The 20,135-nt window shown below is 64.3% G+C and carries 17 protein-coding genes; 12 read left to right on the forward strand and 5 right to left on the reverse strand.

Translation table 11 applies throughout. The features are described 5' to 3' along the window. Positions 1-3 precede the first annotated feature (3 nt). A complete protein-coding gene (locus tag Q2941_RS24865) occupies positions 4-726 on the forward strand; it encodes a GntR family transcriptional regulator (protein ID WP_027521573.1) in 723 nt (240 codons plus the stop codon). A gap of 99 nt (positions 727-825) precedes the next feature. On the opposite strand, the gene atzF is transcribed toward Q2941_RS24865, so the two are convergent. Both atzF and Q2941_RS24875 read right to left on the reverse strand, forming a co-directional pair. Further along, on the reverse strand, positions 826-2,634 hold the full coding sequence (atzF, locus tag Q2941_RS24870; protein WP_458194002.1) for an allophanate hydrolase: 1,809 nt from the start codon (positions 2,632-2,634) through the stop codon (positions 826-828). 196 nt (positions 2,635-2,830) lie between these two features. After that, a complete protein-coding gene (locus Q2941_RS24875) occupies positions 2,831-3,340 on the reverse strand; it encodes a MarR family winged helix-turn-helix transcriptional regulator (protein WP_027521571.1) in 510 nt (169 codons plus the stop codon). A gap of 135 nt (positions 3,341-3,475) precedes the next feature. Between Q2941_RS24875 and Q2941_RS24880 the strand changes: the two genes are divergently transcribed. Beyond that, positions 3,476-5,332 (forward strand): feruloyl-CoA synthase, encoded by a 1,857-nt coding sequence (locus Q2941_RS24880; protein ID WP_458194003.1) that lies wholly within the window; start codon positions 3,476-3,478, stop codon positions 5,330-5,332. A 226-nt stretch (positions 5,333-5,558) separates the two neighbouring features. Further along, positions 5,559-7,241, forward strand: coding sequence for a tannase/feruloyl esterase family alpha/beta hydrolase (locus Q2941_RS24885; RefSeq protein WP_458194004.1), 1,683 nt, complete (start codon positions 5,559-5,561; stop codon positions 7,239-7,241). Between the two features lie 359 nt (positions 7,242-7,600). Here Q2941_RS24885 and Q2941_RS24890 read toward each other — a convergent pair whose 3' ends face one another. Continuing rightward, on the reverse strand, positions 7,601-8,095 hold the full coding sequence (locus tag Q2941_RS24890; RefSeq protein ID WP_027521568.1) for a MarR family winged helix-turn-helix transcriptional regulator: 495 nt from the start codon (positions 8,093-8,095) through the stop codon (positions 7,601-7,603). Positions 8,096-8,175: 80 nt separating this feature from the next. Between Q2941_RS24890 and Q2941_RS24895 the strand changes: the two genes are divergently transcribed. The 3 genes from Q2941_RS24895 (at position 8,176) to Q2941_RS24905 (ending at position 11,003) form a co-directional block, all read left to right on the forward strand. After that, positions 8,176-9,396: a cytochrome P450 gene (locus tag Q2941_RS24895; RefSeq protein ID WP_458194005.1), complete on the forward strand. Its 1,221-nt coding sequence runs from the start codon at positions 8,176-8,178 to the stop codon at positions 9,394-9,396. Between the two features lie 9 nt (positions 9,397-9,405). Further along, the gene (locus Q2941_RS24900) at positions 9,406-9,729 is read left to right on the forward strand and encodes a 2Fe-2S iron-sulfur cluster-binding protein (protein WP_027521566.1); all 324 of its coding nucleotides are present in this window, start codon (positions 9,406-9,408) and stop codon (positions 9,727-9,729) included. A gap of 62 nt (positions 9,730-9,791) precedes the next feature. After that, a complete protein-coding gene (locus Q2941_RS24905) occupies positions 9,792-11,003 on the forward strand; it encodes an ABC transporter substrate-binding protein (RefSeq protein ID WP_027521565.1) in 1,212 nt (403 codons plus the stop codon). A 73-nt stretch (positions 11,004-11,076) separates the two neighbouring features. Here the strand turns inward: Q2941_RS24905 and Q2941_RS24910 are convergent, their stop codons facing one another. Beyond that, on the reverse strand, positions 11,077-11,916 hold the full coding sequence (locus Q2941_RS24910; protein ID WP_458194006.1) for a fumarylacetoacetate hydrolase family protein: 840 nt from the start codon (positions 11,914-11,916) through the stop codon (positions 11,077-11,079). Between the two features lie 108 nt (positions 11,917-12,024). On the opposite strand from Q2941_RS24910, the gene Q2941_RS24915 reads away from it, so the two are divergent. The 3 genes from Q2941_RS24915 (at position 12,025) to Q2941_RS24925 (ending at position 14,787) form a co-directional block, all read left to right on the forward strand. After that, a complete protein-coding gene (locus Q2941_RS24915; RefSeq protein WP_027521563.1) occupies positions 12,025-12,684 on the forward strand; it encodes a GntR family transcriptional regulator in 660 nt (219 codons plus the stop codon). Between the two features lie 73 nt (positions 12,685-12,757). Further along, positions 12,758-13,999, forward strand: coding sequence for an MFS transporter (locus tag Q2941_RS24920; protein ID WP_458194007.1), 1,242 nt, complete (start codon positions 12,758-12,760; stop codon positions 13,997-13,999). Positions 14,000-14,010: 11 nt separating this feature from the next. Then, the gene (locus Q2941_RS24925; RefSeq protein ID WP_458194008.1) at positions 14,011-14,787 is read left to right on the forward strand and encodes a cyclase family protein; all 777 of its coding nucleotides are present in this window, start codon (positions 14,011-14,013) and stop codon (positions 14,785-14,787) included. Positions 14,788-14,830: 43 nt separating this feature from the next. Here the strand turns inward: Q2941_RS24925 and Q2941_RS24930 are convergent, their stop codons facing one another. Further along, a complete protein-coding gene (locus Q2941_RS24930; RefSeq protein ID WP_458194009.1) occupies positions 14,831-16,096 on the reverse strand; it encodes an NAD(P)/FAD-dependent oxidoreductase in 1,266 nt (421 codons plus the stop codon). Between the two features lie 304 nt (positions 16,097-16,400). Here Q2941_RS24930 and Q2941_RS24935 point away from each other — a divergent pair, with 304 nt between their 5' ends. From Q2941_RS24935 to Q2941_RS24945, 3 genes are all read left to right on the forward strand, one after another. Next, entirely contained in the window at positions 16,401-17,573 is a 1,173-nt protein-coding gene (locus Q2941_RS24935) for an ABC transporter substrate-binding protein (RefSeq protein WP_458194010.1), read from the forward strand. A 538-nt stretch (positions 17,574-18,111) separates the two neighbouring features. Beyond that, a complete protein-coding gene (locus Q2941_RS24940; protein ID WP_458194011.1) occupies positions 18,112-19,299 on the forward strand; it encodes a hypothetical protein in 1,188 nt (395 codons plus the stop codon). Positions 19,300-19,660: 361 nt separating this feature from the next. Further along, on the forward strand, positions 19,661-20,119 hold the full coding sequence (locus Q2941_RS24945) for a hypothetical protein (protein WP_458194012.1): 459 nt from the start codon (positions 19,661-19,663) through the stop codon (positions 20,117-20,119). The last annotated feature ends 16 nt before the right edge of the window (positions 20,120-20,135 follow it).

Consider the following 20,135-nt stretch of genomic DNA (forward strand, 5'->3'; position numbering starts at 1 on the left):
CGCATGACGCTTGACGACCTTCCGCCTGGAGCCCTGCCGACTGAGACGGTGGTGCCGCGCGTCGACCGGCCGCTGCCTTCGGTGCAGAAGGTCACGCGTGCCGAGGAGCTGCGGCTTCAGCTCGCGGACGAGATCGTGCGTGGCATGCTGCCGCCCGGTGCGCCGCTGGACGAGACCGATATCGCGCGGCGCTTCAACGTCTCGCGCACGCCGGTGCGTGAAGCGCTGCGTCAGCTCGTCGCAAGCGGCCTCGTCGAGGCGCGGGCCCATCGCGGCGCGGTGGTGGCGCAGCCCTCGATCGAGCGGCTGACGGGCATGTTCGAGGCGATGGCGGAACTGGAAGCCTTGTGCGCCGGCCTTGCCGCCGAGCGGATGTCGGCGGCCGAGCGCCATGGTCTGGAAGCCATTCACGAGGAGCTGCGGGTCTTGAGCTACACCGGCAATCCGGAACGGTTCCACGAGGTCAACGAGCGCTTCCACAACGCGATCTATGCCGGCTCGCAGAACGGCTATATCGCCGAAATCACGCTTGCGACCCGCGTGCGCGTGCAGCCGTTCCGTCGCGCCCAGTTCCGTAACCTCGGCCGGCTCGCCAAGTCGCAGGCCGAGCACGACCGCGTCGTCGTCGCCATCATGCGCGGCGACAAGCAAGGCGCCGCTGCCGCCATGCGCGCGCATATCGAACTGGTGCGCGGAGAGTACGAGATCTACGCGGTGTCGGTGTGATCTCGTACGGTGGGCAAAGGCGCACAGCGCCGTGCCCACCGCTTTTCGCGCGGCACAATTGGTGGGCACGCTACGCTTTGCCCACCCTACGACAGGCGACTACGCCGTCGCAGCTTCCGCCATATACGCGCGCCAGCCACCATAGGCCGTGATGTCGCGCGCGGCGCCCAGCGCTTCCGGCTCGACGATGAAGCCCTTCACGCTGCGGCCATCGGCGAGCTTGATGCTGCCGATCGACAGCGGCGGCGGGATCGCGTTGACGAACTTGCCGAAGGCGGACGCCGAAAGGGACCAGATCTCCAGCTCGATCGCAGATCCCTTGCCGGCCTCGACGCGCAGCATGCCAGGTTTTGGCGGCGTTGTGTCGAGCGCGTAGAGCTTGTAGTCGGGCGCCGTCTTCGTGGCTTCGATCAGGTGAGCGTTCAGCGCCTTCAACTCGCCGTTCAGCGCCATCCCGGACAGATGCGCGCCGACCACGGCAATCGGAATCTCGTCGGCGCTGCTGGCCGGCAGCGGAGCGAGTGGTGCTTGCACAACACCCTTCGCGCCCACGCTGAGCTTGGTGTCGGCGTGGAACACGCGGCCGATGCTGGCGAGGAATCCATCGCGGCCGGCGGGCGCGAGCAGCGTGATGCCGAAGGGCGCACCATCAGAGCGCATCGATGCCGGCAGCGCCAGGCCGCAGAGATCGAGCAGATTGACGAAGTTGGTGTAGGTGCCGAGCCGGCTGTTGAGCTCGATCGGGTTGGCGAGCACCTGCGCGGTCGAATAGACCGTGGGCGCCGTCGGCAGCACCATCGCATCCAGATGCGCGAAGGCGCGCTCGACGATCTTGCGCAGCCCTTGCAGGCGATAGAGCGCGGAGAAGGTATCGGCCGCGGTGAGCCGCGCGCCGGCAGCGGTGATCTCGCGCGTCACCGGGTGGATCGCATCCGGCGCGGAGGCGAGGAGATTGCGGATCACGAGATAACGCTCTGCGACCCAGGGGCCCTCATAGAGCAGCCGCGCGGTCTCGTAGAACGGCTCGAGGTCGAACTCGACGAGTGTCGCGCCAAGTGTCGTCCAGCGCTTCAGGGCCTCGCCATAGGCGGCCTCCGATTTCTTGTCGCCGAAGAAGATCAGTTGCCCGTTGCGCGGCACGCCCAGACGAACGTTGGCTGGAAACGGTGTCATCGCGCCAAGCGGCCGGTCGCGCGAGAATGGATCGGCCTGGTCCGGCCCCGCCATCACGGCAAGCGCGAGCGCGGCATCGTCGACCGTGAGAGCGAACACCGAGATGCAATCGAGCGTGCGGCATGCGGGCACGAGCCCTGCCGTCGAGATCATGCCGAGGCTCGGCTTCAGCCCGACGATGTTGTTGAGCATCGCCGGCACGCGGCCGCTTCCCGCAGTGTCGGTGCCGAGCGAGAGCGGCACGAGGCCGGCGCTGACCGCCGTTGCTGAGCCCGAGCTCGAACCGCCGGGAATGAGATCCTCGCGGATCGGATTCTTCGGGATGCCGTAGGGCGAGCGCACGCCGACGAGGCCGGTTGCGAACTGGTCGAGATTGGTCTTGCCGATGATGATGGCGCCGGCCGCGCGCAGGCGCTCGACGGCTGTGGAGTCATGCGTCGGCGTGTAGGAGAAGGCCGGGCAGGCGGCCGTGGTCGGAAAGCCCAGCGCGTCGATATTGTCCTTCACCGCGACCGGCACGCCGTAGAGCGGCAGGTTCGTGGCGTCCTTTCGCGCCGCAAGCTTCTCGGCTTCCGCGATCGCGTCCTTCTCGTTGCGCAGGCTGATGAAGACCGCGCTATCGCCATGGTCGCGGATGCGCTGATAGGTCCGCGCGATCGTCTGCGCCGGCGTCATCGTGCCCGCGCGATGCGCGGCCACAATCGCGGCTACCGTCTCAGGCTGGTCGGCCCCCATGGCGCAAAAAACTCCGGCAACGAATCTTCACCGGGGGTGAAGCAAGCGATGTGCCATTGTGTACAGGATCCGGGCAGCTCGCCTTCTCCGGATATTATCGAAAGATCAGTCAGTTACGAGAATAATCACCGGCCGGCAGCGGTGCGGGGGTAACGCCCGGATGTGTGCATTTGCTCAACTTTTGAGCAGCGGCGGTTCAGGTAAAACCGGCGAGGATCTGCAGCAGCCGCTCCCGGTTCCCCTTGCCGATCTTTTCCTCGACATGGCGCTCGTGCTCGGCGGCGAGCTGCTTGAACTTCGCCAGCGACAGCCCGCCCTGCGCGGTGAGATGCAGGGCGTGGGAGCGGCGGTCCGTCTTCGACTTGATCCGCCTGACGAGCTTGCGCCCCTCGAGGCTGTCGAGGAGATGTACCAGCCGCGCCCGCTCGATGCCGAGGCGCTTTGCGACCGCCATCTGGGAGAGGCCCGGATTGGCGCCGATCACGGTCATCACCGAATATTGCGTTGGCCGGATGTCGACTGAAGCGAGCGTGCGGACGAAGTCCTGAAAAATCCAGATCTGGAAGCGCCGCACCGCATAGCCGGCGTGACCGACCAGCGCGTCGAGACCGACCTCGTCCGCGTCATCGGGACGCGCCGCGCCCCTGCCGGCCCGCTTGCGCGGCGCGCGGGTTGGCAGTTCATTTCGACCTGCACTGGTTGTCACTTTCTTTTCTCCGGCGGCGCGCAAGTCTAGCGCCTCGCCGGGCTTTGGCAAAGATTGTTGTTGACGACAACAATTGCTCTGCCCAACATTATTGCCAAAGCAGCCCGCACGAGGCCGCTGCCCGGGAGGACACCCATGACCATGGCCGCCGTAGGAGGTGAGGCTTCCAGCCTGTTCGCAACGCCCAGGACGGTCGCCGAGCATCGCGCCGACGGCAGCATCGTGTTGCGCTCGCCCGATCCCTTGCGCGAGGCTGCGCGCTGCACCGGCGACTGGCTGGAGCAATGGGCGCTGCAAGCGCCGAGCAAGATCTTCCTGGCAGAGCGTGGCAAGCCTGACGCGTCCTGGACCAGCGTCACCTACGCGCAAGCCTTGCAGCAGGTGCGCTCGCTGGCGTCCTGGATCCTCGCGGAAGGGCTGAGCACGGAGCGTCCGCTCGTCATCCTCTCCGACAACAGCGTCGATCACGCGCTGCTCGCGCTGGCTGCCCAGCATGTCGGCGTGCCCTCCGCCGCGATCTCGCCGGCCTACTCGCTGATGTCCAGGGATTTCGACAAGCTCAAGAGCATGATCAGCCTGCTTCAGCCCGGCGTGATCTATGTCAGCGACACAAAACCGTTCGCGGCAGCGCTGGCCGCGATCAGGCCGCTGCATCAGGCGGAAATCGTGAGCGGCAATCCCGATGACGCCGATGTGCTGTCCTTCCGCGCGCTCACCGCGACGCCGGAGTCTTCCGACGTCGCAAAGGCGTTCGCCGCGGTGACGCCGGACACGATCGCAAAATTCCTGTTCACCTCGGGCTCGACCGGCACTCCGAAGGCCGTGATCAACACCCAGCGCATGCTGACCTCGAGCCAGCAGGCCAAGGCGCAGACCTGGACCTTTCTCGCGCAAGGCGGCGACCTCGTGATCCTCGACTGGCTGCCCTGGAGTCATACGTTCGGCGCCAACCACAATTTTAATCTGGTGCTGCGCAATGGCGGCTCGCTCTATATCGACAGCGGCAAGCCGGCGCCCGGACTCTTTGCGACGTCGCTGGCGAACTTGAAGAGCGTGATGCCGACGGTCTATTTCAACGTGCCGCGCGGCTTCGACATGCTGATCGCGGCGCTGCGCACCGACGAGGAGCTGCGGCGCCGTTTCTTCGGCGAGGTCAAGTTCGCCTTCTATGCCGGCGCGGCGCTGCCGCAGAATCTCTGGGATGCGCTCGAGGAGCTCTCGCTCAAGACCGTCGGTCGCGCGCTGCCGATGGTGTCGGCCTGGGGCTCGACGGAAACCTCGCCGCTCGCGACCGACTGCCACTTCCTGGCCGAGCGCTCCGGCAATATCGGCGTGCCGATCCCCGGCACCGAGCTGAAACTCGTCACCTCTGGTGACAAGCTGGAAGTGCGCGTGCGCGGCCCCAACGTCACGCCGGGATATTGGAAGGCGCCGGAGCTGACGAAGCAGGCGTTCGATGAGGAAGGTTTTTACCTCATCGGCGACGCCGTGAAATTCGCCGACAGCGCGCGCCCCGAGCGCGGCCTGTTCTTCGACGGCCGCGTCGCCGAGGACTTCAAGCTGAATTCCGGCACCTGGGTCAGTGTCGGCACGCTGCGCGTCGCCGGCATTGCGTCGCTCGCACCGCTGGCGCAGGACATCGTCGTGACGGGCCATGGCGGCGATGACGTGCGCTTCCTGGTATTCCCCAACATCGCAGGTTGCCGGACGCATGCGGGGCTGCCGGATGCAGCTGCCGTGAGCGAGGTGCTTGGCCACGACAAGGTGAGAAGTGCGATCGCGCTGGGGCTCGCAAAGCTGAAAGCGCAAGGTGCAAACTCCTCCGGCCACGCGACGCGCGCGCTGCTGCTGGCGGAGCCGCCTTCGGTCGACGGTGGCGAGATCACCGACAAGGGTTACATCAACCAGCGCGCCGTGCTGACGCGCCGAGCGGAGGCAGTGGCGCGGCTGAACGATGACGCGTCGGCCGAATGGATCGGCTGCGCCAGGTAAACCGATCGCCTCCACGCTAAACGCTCTCGTGCCCCGGACGCAGCGCAGCGCGCTTGGCGATGCGACGCAGAGCCGGGACCCATGGCCGTCTTCAAAGAAAGACTGGGCCCCGGCTCTGCAGCGCATCACTGCGTGCTGCGCCGCGTCCGGGACACGAGAGTCCGGCTTGCCAAGATATGGAATATGAGTAATAATTATACTATATAATCAAACATGGGAGGCCGCCGTGAGGTCTGGCTTGATATCGGCAGTCGCGCTGGCTGCCCTTCTTGGATCCACCGCGCTCGCGCGCGCCGAAGGCGAGGGCTGCTCGCCCGTTACCTCGGCGTCGTTGTCCGTCCCGGGCGTCGAGATCGTCGCTTCCAAGCTTCAGGAGGCCGGCAACAGTCTGCCCAAGCATTGCATCGTGACCGGCCTCGCCAATCAGCGCACCGGTGCGGACGGAAAGTCCTATGCCATCCAGTTCGAGCTCAGGCTGCCGGCCGAATGGAACGGTCGCTTCCTCCATCAGGTCAATGGCGGCAATGACGGCGTCGTGGTGCCGGCGCTCGGTGACAAGCCGGACGGGTGGGCCTCGGGCGGCACGGTGCCGCTCGCCCGCGGTTTTGCGGTGCTGTCATCCGACAGTGGTCATTCCGGTTCCGATCCCGCGAACAAGCCGCTCGGGCTCGCCGCAGGCGCGGCCTTCGGGCTCGACCCGCAGGCGCGGCGCGATTACGGCTATTCCGCCGACATGACGCTCTCGCCGGTCGCGAAGAAGATCATCGCGCTGCATTACGGCCGCCAGCCGGATCGTTCCTACATGGCAGGCTGCTCGAACGGCGGACGTCATGCGATGGTGGCAGCATCGCGCATGCCGGAAAACTATGATGGCTTCCTCGTCGGCAATCCCGGCTTCGATCTGCCGCGCGCCGCGGTCCAGCACGCCTGGGACGTGCAGGCCCTCCTGAAGGCCGATCCGGATCTCCGCAAGTCGATCACCAAGGAGGAGGCGCAGACAATCGCCTCGCGCATCACCGAGGCCTGCGATGCGCTCGATGGAGCGAAGGATGGCCTCACGTCCAATCTCGCCGCCTGCCAGAAGGCGTTCGATTTCAAGATCCTAGTTTGCGCTCCGGGCCAGACCAATGCTTGCTTGCCGGAAGCCAAGGTCGATGCGCTCAGGACCAGCCTTGCCGGTCCGAAAAATTCGAAGGGCGAGGCGCTCTATTCGGACTGGCCGCTCGATGGTGGCATCGGCACCGGCAATTGGCGCGCCTGGAAGGTCGAGAGCCCCGTCGCGCCCTGGAATAACTTTCCGATCATCGCGACCATGGGCGCAGTGTCGCTGAACTATATCTTCTCGACTCCGCCCGTCGCGGTGGAGGGCAGCAATGAGAAGCTGATCGACGCGCTGAAGGCCTACGACTTCGACAAGGACGCGCCGAAGATTTTTGCCAAGGATGGCCCCTTCACGGAGTCGGCGATGGACTTCATGACGCCGCCCGATGTCGATGATCCCAAGCTCGCCGGCCTGCAGAAAGCGGGTCGCAAGATGCTGATCTATCACGGGCAGGCCGATCCGGTGTTCTCGGTCAACGACACCATCCGCTGGTACGACCGGTTGAACAAGAACGCGCAAGGAAACGCCAACAATTTTGCGCGCCTCTTCACCATGCCTGGCGGCACGCATTGCGGCGGCGGCGTCACGCTCGACAAGTTCGATGCGCTGACCGCGCTGACGGATTGGGTGGAGCAGGGCAAGGCGCCCGAGCGGATCGTCGCCTCGATCAATCCGGCGAACAAGGAAGTCCCGGCGGCTTGGAGCCCGGGCCGCACGCGGCCGCTCTGTCCCTATCCGACGTATGCGGCCTACTCGGGGCAGGGCGATATCGAGGACGCCGCGAACTTCGTCTGCAAGGCGCCGTAACTGAGAGACCGAAGTGCAATCTCGTGCCCCGGACGCAGTGCGGCGCGTAGCGCTGCACTGCAGAGCCGGGGCCCATACTGCTGGGTCCCGGCTCTGCGTCGCGTCATTTCATGCCGCGCCGCGTCCGGGACACGAGACCGCGGGCTTTCCACCAAGGCCAACGCTCCTGTCCTAAAACGTCTCCTGAAACTTTTTGTTGCCTAAGCAACTAATTTATGCGAGTCCTTCGCAGGCAAGGGTGACGGCGGGAAAACCGCTGCGCCTCAACGGGAGGATTCATGTTCGGCAGGAATGGTGCCGCCGGCAATCGCTGGCGCATGCCAGGTGAACGCGATCTGGCGCGCACGAGATGCGCGCCGTTACGCGTCGCCGGTCACCGCGCCGAGATTTTCGTGCAGCCGGCGCAACAGATCGATCAGCACCTCCTGCTCGTCCCTGGACAGGCACGACAGCAGCCGCCGCTCGCGCGCGAAGGCGGCGACGATCACCTTGTCATGGGTGGCGCGGCCTTTTGCGGTGAGCGAGATCGAGTGCGTGCGTCCGTCGTTGGGATCGCTGCGGATCGCCACCAGCCCGCGCTTTTCGAGACTCGCCAATGTCCGGCTCACCGGCCCCTTGTCGAAGCCGATGACGTGGCAGATGCGCGAGGCCGGAATGCCCGGCTCGATCGCGAGCAGCGACATGATCCGCCATTCCGTGACGTTGACGCCGAATTCGCGCTGATAGAATGCGGTCGCGCTGTTCGAGAGCTTGTTGGCGATGAAGGTGATGAAGGCCGGGACGTAACGGTCGAGATCGAGCGTCGGCCCCGCTTCCGCAGGCTTCTTGTGGCTTCTGGTCGAGGGCGCGGTCATCTGATCGGGGCTCGCTTCATGCGCGACAGAAATAAGGACATGCGCGCGCGCTCCACAAGCGCAAAATTGGGAGGATGTGAATGAGTGCAGCCAGCTTCGCTTCGACCGGCGGCGTGCCCGCCATCCCGCATCTCGATGTCGATCCCTTCGCGATCGGGTTCTTCGCCGATCCCTTTCCCACCCATGACGTGCTGCGGGACGCCGGCCCCGTGGTCTATCTCGACAAGTGGAACGTCTATGGCGTCGCGCGCTATGCCGAAGTCCATGCGGTGCTGAACGATCCCATGACGTTCTGCTCCAGCCGCGGCGTGGGCCTCAGCGACTTCAAGAAGGAGAAGCCGTGGCGGCCGCCGAGCCTGATCCTGGAAGCCGATCCGCCCGCCCACACGCGCACCCGCGCCGTGCTCTCGCGCGTGCTGTCGCCGACGGTGATGAAGCAGGTGCGCGATCGCTTTGCCGCAGCGGCAGAGGAGCGGGTGGATCTCTTGCTGGAGAAGCGCAGCTTTGATGCGATCGCTGATCTCGCGGAAGCCTATCCGCTTTCGATCTTCCCGGACGCGTTGGGCTTGAGGCCGGAAGGCCGCGAGCATCTCATCCCCTATGCGAGCCTGGTGTTCAACGCCTTCGGCCCGCCGAACCAGTTGCGCCAGGAGGCTATCGAGCGCTCGGCGCCGCACCAGGCCTATATCGCCGAGCAATGCCAGCGCGAGAACCTTGCGCCCGGCGGTTTCGGGGCCTGCATCCACGCCCGCGTCGATGAAGGCGAGATCACTGCGACGGAGGCACCGCTCCTGGTGCGCTCGCTGCTGTCGGCGGGGCTCGACACCACCGTCAACGGCATCGGCGCCGCGGTCTATTGTCTCGCGCGATTTCCCGATCAGTGGCAGCGGCTGCGCGATGATCCTACGTTGGCGCGCAATGCCTTCGAGGAAGCCGTGCGTTTCGAGAGCCCCGTGCAGACCTTCTTCCGCACCACGACGCGCGAGGTCGAAATTGGTGGCGCTGTCATCGGCGAGGGCGAGAAGGTTTTGATGTTCCTTGGCGCGGCCAATCGCGATCCGCGGCGCTGGGACAAGCCCGATACCTATGACATCACGCGACGTACCTCCGGCCATGTCGGCTTCGGTTCGGGCATCCACATGTGCGTCGGCCAGCTCGTCGCACGCCTCGAGGGTGAAGTGATGCTGTCGGCGCTGGCGCGGCGTATCGCGAAGATCGAGATCACGGGCGAGCCGAAGCGCCGCTTCAACAATACGCTGCGCGGGCTCGACAGCCTGCCGGTGACCATCACTCCGGCTTGAGGATCTTTGATGCCTGCGATCACCTTCATCCATTCCGGCGGCAAAACCGATCGTGTTGACGTCAGCGACGGCGAGAGCGCCATGCACGCCGCGACCCGCCACGGCCTCGACGGCATTTTGGCCGAATGCGGCGGCAACACGATGTGCGCGACCTGCCATGTCTATGTCGACGACGGCTGGCTCGCGCGCCTGCCGGCGATGGCGGATGACGAGGACGCGCTGCTCGACGGCGCCGCCGCCGAGCGCATGGCCAACAGCCGGCTGTCCTGCCAGATCAGGATCACACACGAGCTCGACGGGCTCGTGCTGCGCCTGCCGGAGCGGCAGGTCTAACGTTCTGATCGCCCTCGGCAACGACCGGTGGCACGACCGAAAATTCAACAGGAGAGGGAATGATGAGGCACTTGAAGTGGACGCTTGCGCTTGCGGCATGCCTGATTGCCGGCTCGGCCAGCGCCGAAATATCCGACAATGTCGTACGTATCGGCGTGCTCAACGACATTTCCGGCATTTTTCAGGACACCAACGGCATGGGCTCTGTCGAAGCCGCGCGCATGGCGGCCGAGGACTTCAATGGCGGGGGAAAGAACATCAAGGTCGAGATCGTCTATGCCGACCACCAGAACAAGGCCGACGTCGGCGCGGCAATCGCGCGCAAATGGCTCGATGTCGAGGGCGTCGATGCGATCGTCGACGTGCCGAATTCGGCGGTCGGTCTCTCCATCAACACGCTGCTGCGCGACAGCCGCATGACGTTCCTGGCATCGTCCACGGCAAGTGCCGACCTCACCGGCAAGGCCTGCTCGCCCAACACCATCCAATGGGTCAACGACACCTGGGCGACCGGCAATACCACGGCGGCCGCGATGGTCTCGCGCGGCGGCAAAGAATGGTACTTCCTCACGGTCGACTTCGCGCTCGGCAAGGGTATCGAGTCAGAGGCGCAGAAATACATCGAGGCGCATGGCGGCAAGGTGATCGGCTCCTCAAAACATCCGCTCGGCACCTCCGATTTCGCCTCGTTCCTGCTGCAGGCGCAGGGCTCGAAGGCGCAGGTGATTGGCCTCGCCAATGCCGGCGGCGACACCATCAACGCAGTGAAGCAGGCCGCCGAGTTCGGCATCCAGCAGAGCGGGCAGAAGCTCGTCGCCTTCCTGCTCTTCATCAACGACGTTCACGGCATGGGTTTGAAGGTCGCTCAAGGCCTCCAGCTCATGGAAGCCTTCTACTGGGACATGAACGACGACACCCGCGCCTTCGCAAAACGCTTTGCCGCGCGCCCCGGCATGAACGGCAAGATGCCGAGCGGCAACCAGGCCGGCGTCTATGCCTCGACGCTCGCCTATCTCAACGCGGTTGCCGCAACCGGCAGCGATAATGCTGGGGCTGTCGTGCCGGAGATGAAGAAGTTCCAAGGCAAGGACAAGCTGTTCGGCGACACTGCGATCCGCCAGGACGGCCGCGTCGTGCACCCGATGTACCTGTTCGAGGTGAAGAAGCCGGAGGAGTCGAAATATCCGTACGACTATTACAAGTTGGTCTCGACGATCCCTGCGGATCAGGCCTTCCGGCCGATGGCGGAGGGTGGGTGTTCGCTGGTGAAGTAATTGCAGCCGCGAGTATCCGCGGCACTTCTCCCCTTACAAGGGGAGAAGAAGGAGTTTGCAAGAGCGTCGCGGTTCAGACATCCCTGCGGAGCACCTGATTGCGCAGTCTGCCGATCCTCTCGACCTCGAGCTCGACGGTATCGCCATGGTGCAACCAGCGATCGAGCTCGAGGCCGCAGCCGCCGCCGACCGTACCTGAGCCCATGAATTCACCCGCCCGCAACGTCTCGCCGCGCGAGACATGGGCGATCATGTCCTCGAAGGAGTGCAGCATGCCGCTGCTCGTGCTGTCAGTCCAGATCTCGCCATTGACGCGTGCACGCATGGCAAGATTGTAGGGATCGGGAATTTCGTCCGAGGTCACGATCCAGGGGCCGATCACGTTGCCGGCATCGAAGCTCTTGCCTTTGGCGGGGCCGAGCATGCCCCGCATTTCCTCAAACTGCGTGTCGCGCGCGGAGAAGTCATTGTAGATCGTGTAGCCGAAGATGTGCTCACGCGCCTTCGCGAGCGGGATGTCGCATCCTCCCTTCGACAGGAAAATCCCGAACTCGAGCTCGAAATCCATCAGTTCGCTGTACGCGGGCCACGGCACCGTCGCGTCCGGGCCGGACACGCTGAAGCGGTTGGTGATGTAGTAGATCGGCCGCTCGCGGTAGACTTGGGGCACCTCCTGGAGTGGTCGTGTGGGCGCATCGCTTGCGACCCCCTTCCGCTGCGCGATGCGCGCCATGCCCGCCGGAGCTTCGCGGATGTGCCCGGGAAAGACCGAAAAATCGCGCATCTGCGGCGGCTCGGGGACCGGAGCCAAGAGCCTGATGCGGTCGAGCGGGGAGGAGATGTCCTCGTCCGCCGCACAGGTTTCCACTACCCGACGCGTGGCTTCGAGAGCTGCTTCTCCCGCCTCGATCAATTGCAGCATCTCCTTGAAAAATATATTTTCTCCACTAAAATATACAAAGTTGTCAATGCCAGCCGTTCGTCCGCAAGCCCAGGACGACCATCAGCGAAGGCAAGGTCCATGGATCAGGAAAGCGCGACCCTTACCGAGCGCGCCGAAGCAGCGTTGGAAGTCGCCATCGTCAAGGGCGAGCTGCGCCCGGGCGCCAAGCTCAAGATCGCAGACATCGCGGCTGACTACGGCGTCAGCCAGACGCCGGCCCGCGAGGCATTGTCGCGGCTCGCGTCAAAGGGGCTGGTGATCGCGGTGGGGCAGCGTGGATTCCGTGTGGCGCCCATGAGCGACACGGATCTCGCCGACATCACATCGACGCGAATTGCGCTCGAAGCGGCGGCGCTGCGCCAGTCGATCCGACATGGCGATGCGAAATGGGAGGGAGAGATCGTCTCCTGCCTGCACCAGCTCAAGCGTGTCGCCGGTCGATCCAGGATTCTGAAGAATACGCCCGAGCTCGACCGGGTTCACAAATTATTTCATGCCGGCCTGATCGCGGCTTGCAGTTCGCCGCGAACCGTTGGGCTGGCAAGTCAGCTCTACGATCAGGCGTCGCGGTATCGCAATCTGATGCTCTCGAATGCCGTCGTCGCGCAGGACTTCGTTGCCGAGCACGAGGCGCTCGCCAACGTCGTCCTGTCGCGTTCCGCCAGCGCCGCCGTGACCAAGCTCACGGCTCATCTCCAGCGCACCTACAGCGACATCTACGGGGCGATGCCCGACTAGAGCGAAGCCAGCATCTGCGCGACAGAACCCAAAGCAAAGAGCGCAGGGAGAATTCAGTATGAGGGAGGGAGTTGTGAGTTTGATCGATCATCCAGTCGGGCTGCGGAAGCATGAGATCACCCGCGGCTGGTTCATCCTGGCCATGGCGCTCGTCGGCATCGCGGTCGGCGCGTCGTCTCTCTTGTTCTACAGCATCGGGGTATTTTTCGAGCCGCTGCAGCGAGAGTTCAACTGGAACCGCGGGCAGATTTCCGGCGCCTTGATCTACCTCACCGCCGGCCTCGTCGTTTCCGGGCCGGTCGTCGGCTCGCTGATCGACAGGTTCGGCGCGCGGATCGTCGCGCTGATATCGATCCCGCTCTTGGTGCTGAGCATGGTCGGTCTCGGCAGCCTCAACGATTCCATCTCCGCCTTTTATGCATTGTTCTTTGCCGCCGGATGTTTCGGCGGCGGCACGACGCCGGTCGTCTACACCCGGGTCGTCAACGCCAACTTCAGCGCGTCGCGCGGTCTGGCGCTCGGCATCGTATTGGCCGGAGGCGGGATCTCTGCACTGGCCTTGCCGCCGCTGCTCGCCTCGCAGATCGCGTCATTTGGCTGGCACGCGGGCTTCATCGTCCTGGCTGCGCTCGCCGCTGTGGCCTGGCCCCTGGTCTATTTCGGCTTCCGCGATCTGGAAGGCGCGATGCAGCCGACGCGTACTGTCACGGCGGGCGCCGGACGCTGGCAGGCGCTACGGTCTCGCGTCTTCTGGACCATCGCGATTGGGTTCCTCGCCGTTGCGGCAGCCATATCGGGAACGGTCGTTCATCTGGTGCCGCTGCTGCGGGATGCCGGCGTGCCGCTGTCGACCGCCGCCGGCGTCGCCTCGCTGATCGGTGTCGGCGTCATTGCCGGGCGTGTGCTGATCGGATGGGGCATTGATCGCATCTTTGCGCCCTACGTGGCTTGCACAGTCTTCTTGGTTGCGGCAGCAGGCTGCGCGCTTCTCAACTACGGTGGTGCGCAAGGCGCTCCGGTCGCTGCACTGCTGATCGGCTTTGCCTTCGGCGCGGAAATCGATCTCATCGCCTACCTGACCGCGCGCTACTTCGGCATGCGCAATTACGGCTTCCTCTATGGATTGGCCTATTCGCTGTTCAGCGTCGGCGCGGCTGCTGGCCCCGCCGTCATGGGACGCCTGTTCGACCTCAACAAGAACTACGCGGCCGCACTTTGGCTGATGGTGGCGTGTCTCGTTTTCGGGGCATTGGCTCTCGGGACATTGCCGCGCTTTGTCGGGACGTCTGACAACGAGATGCAGGGAACGTCGTAGGATCAAGAGGCATGGCAAGGCGAATCATCGACATCTCGGTCCCGTTGCAGAACGATGTGCCAGCGGATCCCCCTGGCAACCGGCCAACCATTCAGTACATCGATCACCAGCAAGGCCTGCCGGGCATGCTGCAATTCTTTGCAGGCCTGAAGGCGGAGGATCTGCCGGACGGGCAGGGCTGGGCGGTCGAGCACGTGACGCTGTCGACCCATAACGGTACCCATCTGGATGCGCCCTGGCACTTTCACCCGACGATGAATCGCGGCCAGACGTCGTGGACCATCGACGAGGTGCCGCTGGAATGGTGTTTCCAGCCGGGCGTGAAGCTCGATTTCCGGCATCTGCCGGACGGTCATGTGGCGACCGCCAAGGACGTCGAAGTCGAGCTCGAGCGTATCGGCCACACGCTGAAGCCGCTTGAGATCGTCGTCGTCAACACCCGTGCCGGCGCCAGGTTCGGCCTGCCCGACTACGTCAGTTCCGGTTGCGGCCTGGGGTATGAGGCGACGATGTACCTCCTGGATCGCGGCGTGCGGCTGACCGGAACGGATGCCTGGAGCTGGGACGCCCCCTTTGTCTTCACCGCGCAGAAATATGCCGAAACCAGGGATGCCTCGTTGATCTGGGAGGGGCACAAGGCCGGCCGGCACACCGGCTACTGCCATCTGGAGAAGCTGCACAATCTGGAGCTCCTGCCCTCGACCGGATTCACTGTGTCGTGCTTTCCAGTCAAGATCGCGCGCGCGTCGGCCGGCTGGACCCGCGCAGTGGCGATCATCGACGGCTGAGGCGTCACCTCTCCCCGTAAGAACGGGCAGAGGGAGAGGAACGTCACCCCGACACCTTGCTGCTGCCTTGCGTGATCAGGCGGGCGGCGCGCTGGTCGCGGACGTAGATCCAGAGCCAGGTCAGCGCGACGGCGAGCCGATGGCGCAGGCCGATCAGGAAGTAGATGTGGGCGATGCCCCAGATCCACCACGCGATCGCGCCGCGCAGCTTTACGCGGCCGAAATCGATCACCGCGAGACGCTTGCCGATCTGCGCGAGGCTGCCGGCATGCTTGTAGCGGAAGGGGCCGAGCTTCTCGCCGCGCAGCCGAGCCTTGATGAGGTTTGCAACGTAGCGTCCCTGCTGTTTGGCCGCCGGCGCGATGCCGGGCACGGGCTTGCCGTCCCAGGCGGGAATCGTGACGGTGTCGCCGATGGCGAAGACATCCGGATGGCCCGGCACCGTCAGGTCGCCTTCGACCTCCACGCGTCCCGCGCGGTCCGCCGGCGCGTTCAGCCATTCGGCGGCGGGCGAGGCGCGCACGCCGGCCGCCCAGATCTTGGTTTTCGCGTTGAGCCGCTGTCCGCCATAGACCACGCCGTCGCGGTCAACCTCGGTGACGGGCTGCCCCAGCACGACCTCGACGCCGACCTTCTCCAGCGAAGCCTGTGCATAGGCCGAGAGATCGTCGGCAAAGCCGGCGAGCACGCGCGGTCCCGCCTCGATCAGCACGACGCGCGCCTTGCGTGTGTCGATGTTGCGAAAATCGCCCGGCAGGGTGTGATGCGCCATCTCGGCGATGGTGCCGGCAAGCTCGACGCCGGTCGGACCGGCGCCGATGATGACGAAGGTCAGCCGCGCGGCGCGGCGCTCCGGATCGGTCTCGCGCTCGGCGCGCTCGAACGCGACCAGGATGTGACGGCGCAGCGTGGTCGCATCCTCCAGCGTCTTCAAGCCGGGTGCCCACTGCTCCCATTCGTCGTGGCCGAAATAAGCGTGGCTGACGCCGGTCGCGAGCACCAGCGTGTCGTAAGGAACTTCGCTGCCGTCATCGAGCAGCACGGCGCGCCGCTCGGCATCGACGCCGTTCACGGTCGCAAACAGCGTCGTCACTTCGCGCCGCGCCCGCATGAGGTGGCGGACCGGCCAGGCAATATCGCTGGTCGCGAGCGAAGCGGTCGCGACCTGGTAGAGCAGCGGTTGAAACAGGTGATGATTGCGGCGGTCGATCAGCGTGATCTCGACCGGCACGCCGCTGAGCCGGTAGGTCGTCTCCAGCCCGCCGAAGCCGGCTCCGACAATGACGACGCGGTGGGGTTTCGCAGTCATGAAAGCTGCCCTCGATTCGCTGGGTGCGCGCCGCTCATTAAAGAGCGAAGACGGGGTCGCGGTCCAATAGCCGTCATCAATTGAGGAATAGCGACGTCGTATCGACGAGACCGCGAAAAAGCGCCGCAGCCCTCGTCGAAGGGAGTAGAACTATATTTCTTGCCATCCGGGATGAGGGCGAATTATGGTGCAGGGGCGGGCGCTGAGCCATTGACGGCTCACACGATTTTGCGTCCTAAACAGAACGAACCGGAAGCGGCCATCCGCCATTTCGGGGCAATGAAAATTGAGGAGGGGAGTGGTTATGAGGACGGCATTCTGGCTGGCGGGCGCGGCTGCGCTCGCGCTGGCAAGCCCGGCATCGGCCGGCGACACCATCAAGATCGGCTTCGTCTCGACCTTCAGCGGCCCGACCGCGGTGATTGGCAACGACATGCGCAACTCCTTCGAGCTCGCGCTCGACCATCTGGGCCGCAAGATGGACGGCAAGCCGGTCGAGGTGATCTACGAGGACGACCAGCAGAAGCCCGATGTCGGCAAGCAGAAGACCGAGAAGCTGGTGCAGTCCGACAAGGTCGATTTCATCGTCGGCTACATCTGGTCCAACGTGCTGCTCGCCTCGCTCAAGACCGCGGTGGATTCGAAGACCTTCCTGATCTCGGCCAATGCTGGCCCGTCGCAGCTCGCCGGCGAGCTCTGCTCTCCTTACGTGTTCTCGACCTCCTGGCAGAACGACCAGACGCCGCAGGCGATGGGCCAGTACATGAACCAGAAGGGCGTCAAGAGCGTCTTCCTGATCGGACCGAACTACGCCGCGGGCAAGGACATGCTCGCGGGCGTCAAGAGCACCTTCAAGGGCGAGATCAAGGGCGAGGAATATACGGTGTGGCCGAGCCAGCTCGATTTCTCCGCCGAGCTGTCGAAGGCTCGCGCCTCGGGCGCGGATTCGATCTTCGTGTTCTATCCGGGTGCGGCCGGCGTGCAGTTCCTCAACCAATATGTGCAGGCGGGCCTGAAGACCCAGATCCCGCTCTATACGGTGTTCACCGTCGACGAGCTGTCGCTGCCGCTTCAGAAGGAGAATGCGCTGGGTATCCCCGGCGCGCAGGAATGGGTCAACGATCTCCCGAACGACGAGAACAAGCGCTTTGTCGCCGATTACCGCAAGAAGTACACCAACCTTCGCCCAACCTATTACGGAGCGCAAGCCTACGACGCGGCCCAGCTCATCAACAGCGCGGTCGTGGCGGTGAAGGGTGACGCCAGCAAGAAGGACGCGATGAAGGCCGAGATGGAGAAGGCCAACTTCAAGTCGCTGCGTGGTCCGTACAAGTACGGCAACAACCACATCCCGATCCAGAACTTCTATCTCCAGGACGTCGTGAAGGACGCCGACGGACAGCTCGCGCTGAAGACGGTTGCCACCATCGTCAAGGACGACCAGGACCGCTTCCACGACAAGTGCGCGATGAAGTAAGCTCGCTCCTCTCCCTCTCCCCGTTCTTACGGGGAGAGGGCTGCCTCTACAATCACGGTAAGAGAGGGACGCGCGGAGAGTCTCCCTCGCCCGCATTCCCGCTGCGCGTGAATTGCGACCTCTCGCCGCAAGCGGGGCGAGGTGAAGAGCTACACCTGCGGCACGTTCGCGGAGACCTGCTCCCGCAACGGCTGTCTGCTCCCAAACGGGTGTAGCCGATCTGACGTCCTCCATTCGAATCGCTGCACTCGAATTGACGACTCGGCTTTTGACCTGCCCAGGCTGACACTCCTTGACGTCGGGGAGAGGCCCGTCCGATTGCGGCGAGGGAGGCGACATGAATTTCCGGTACCCGTCGGACGCGATCGTACCGCTTCACCGCGACCACCATCACGTTGACGATGATGGCTATGACAGGTTCGCTTCCGCATCGAGGGACACTTCGCCATCCTCCATGCCGACTTCTGGAGACGATGGCGCTGGCGCCCATGGCCGGCTCTGGTTTGCGGGTCAGGAGGCGCACTCTCCCACTGGAATCATGAGCCGGCACGACGCCGTGTCTTCCGAGCCCGATGGCGACCATCACGCCACTCCATCCGACGGAATCGGATCTGGATCGGGTAACTCAGGGCTCGGTTCGGGCTCAATCCAGAGCGGAGGCAACACGGCCGGTCATGGCGGAGATGGCTATTCTTATGGAGGCATCGTTCATGCCTCCATCCTGATCTATGAGCCGATCAACATATCGGTGTCCGTCGGATACGGCTCCGTTGCATTGGCTCAGCAAACCAACGACGTGAATGTCGATCAGTCCGCCTTTCAGATGGCGGGCGTCGGGGGAGACGGCGGCAACGGCAATATCGCGACAGGAGGCGGCATCGGTGGCGCCTCCACGGGCTCCGCCGTGATCGCGACTGGTGGCAGCAGTGCCGGCAACGGGGGCGACGGCTATTTCTCCGGCGCGCTGGTTGACGCTCCCGTCGTGATCTACCATCCGGTCAATATTGCGGTGGCGGGCCCAGGTGGCACCGCATACGCAAGTCAGTCGAATGCGGTCGATATCAATCAGTCGGCCGTCCAGATCGCAGGTGTTGGCGGGAGCGGAGGAAACGGCAACGTCGCCGGTGGCGGCAGCGTCATCACGCTCGATCCCGCCTGGGGATCAAGCAACGGCGGAAACGCCTGGCATCTGGTGGAGACGGGTGGCAGCCAGGCCGGCAATGGCGGGGACGGATCCTTCTCTGGAGAGCTGGTTCATACCTCCTTCGTGCTGTACGACCCGATCAACATCGCGGTCGCGGGTTACAACTCCAGTGCTTACGCGATCCAGACCAATAGCGTGTATGTGGATCAGTCCGCCCTTCAGATCGCCGGCATCGGCGGGCATGGGGGCAACGGAAACGTTGCGATGGGCGGCAGCCTTGTCTCTCACAGCCTGTGGGGCGGCTCCGACGCGATTGCCACTGGGGCCAACGGCGCGGGCAATGGCGGGAGCGGCCATTCCTCGGGGAACCTGATCGACGTCAGCGTCGCGATCTATGCTCCCATCAATATCGCAATCGCCGGCCCGCATTCGACGGCAATCGCGGATCAGACCAACGATGTGCACATCGACCAGAGCGCGGTCCAGATCGCCGGAGTGGGCGGCGACGGCGGCCATGGCAATCTGGCGCTGGGTGGCGATCTTGCAACGCATCTTCTGCCAGATCTGCACTTGATGGCCTGAAGCGCGATGAGATCAGGATGAATCGTCATCGCGCTTCAGGTGATTGATTGCGCATGATCTTTTCGGAAAACCGCTTCGCACTTTTCCGGATCGTGCTTTAGCGAGACTTGCGTCGCTCGCCCGATCGCAACGCGGCTGCTTCGTCGATGCGCCGCGCATGCAAGCACCCGGACGCACCCTGACGTCTGCGAGGTCAAGATGTCAGCACGGAGGTCATACTTTCGTGCGTAGGCCCACCAAACCGGATGGTGTCCGATTTGACATCTATCGCCGCCCAGCATGCGCGGATCAGAGTTGCTGAGCGTGTCCATCTGATCGGGATGGATGATGCGTGCAAGTCAACAAACGGAGGGAGGCTCAAATGATGCCCAAGGCGATCCACATTTCAGATTCAATCGGCTTCAAATCGATCGACACCGGTGGTCAAAGTGTCGGAAACGGCGGTGACGGCACTTTCAAGGGAGCCATCATCAACAAGCCCACGCTCACCTTCGACCCAACCAACAAGGCGGAAGGTGCCGACGTGCACGTCAACACCGGCGATCACGTCAAGCAAACGGCGGACTGGGATGCCGGCGGCGCGAATGCGACCGCCTCATGGTACGCAAAGGCCCATGGCGGAACCGCAACGTCGAACGGAAGCCAGAGTTCGGAGAGTGGCTACGATACATCCAAGGTCTACGCGAATACGGACGCCACCCAGATCAACAAGCTCTGGGTAGACCAGCACCAGGACGCGGCCGCCGCTATCGGCGGTGACGGTGGAAGCCTCAACTACGCACAGGGTGGAGACGTGGGCTTCCACTTCGACGTGCTCTGACCAGCAGCTCGTCGCG

The organism is Bradyrhizobium sp. UFLA05-153, assembly GCF_054185185.1.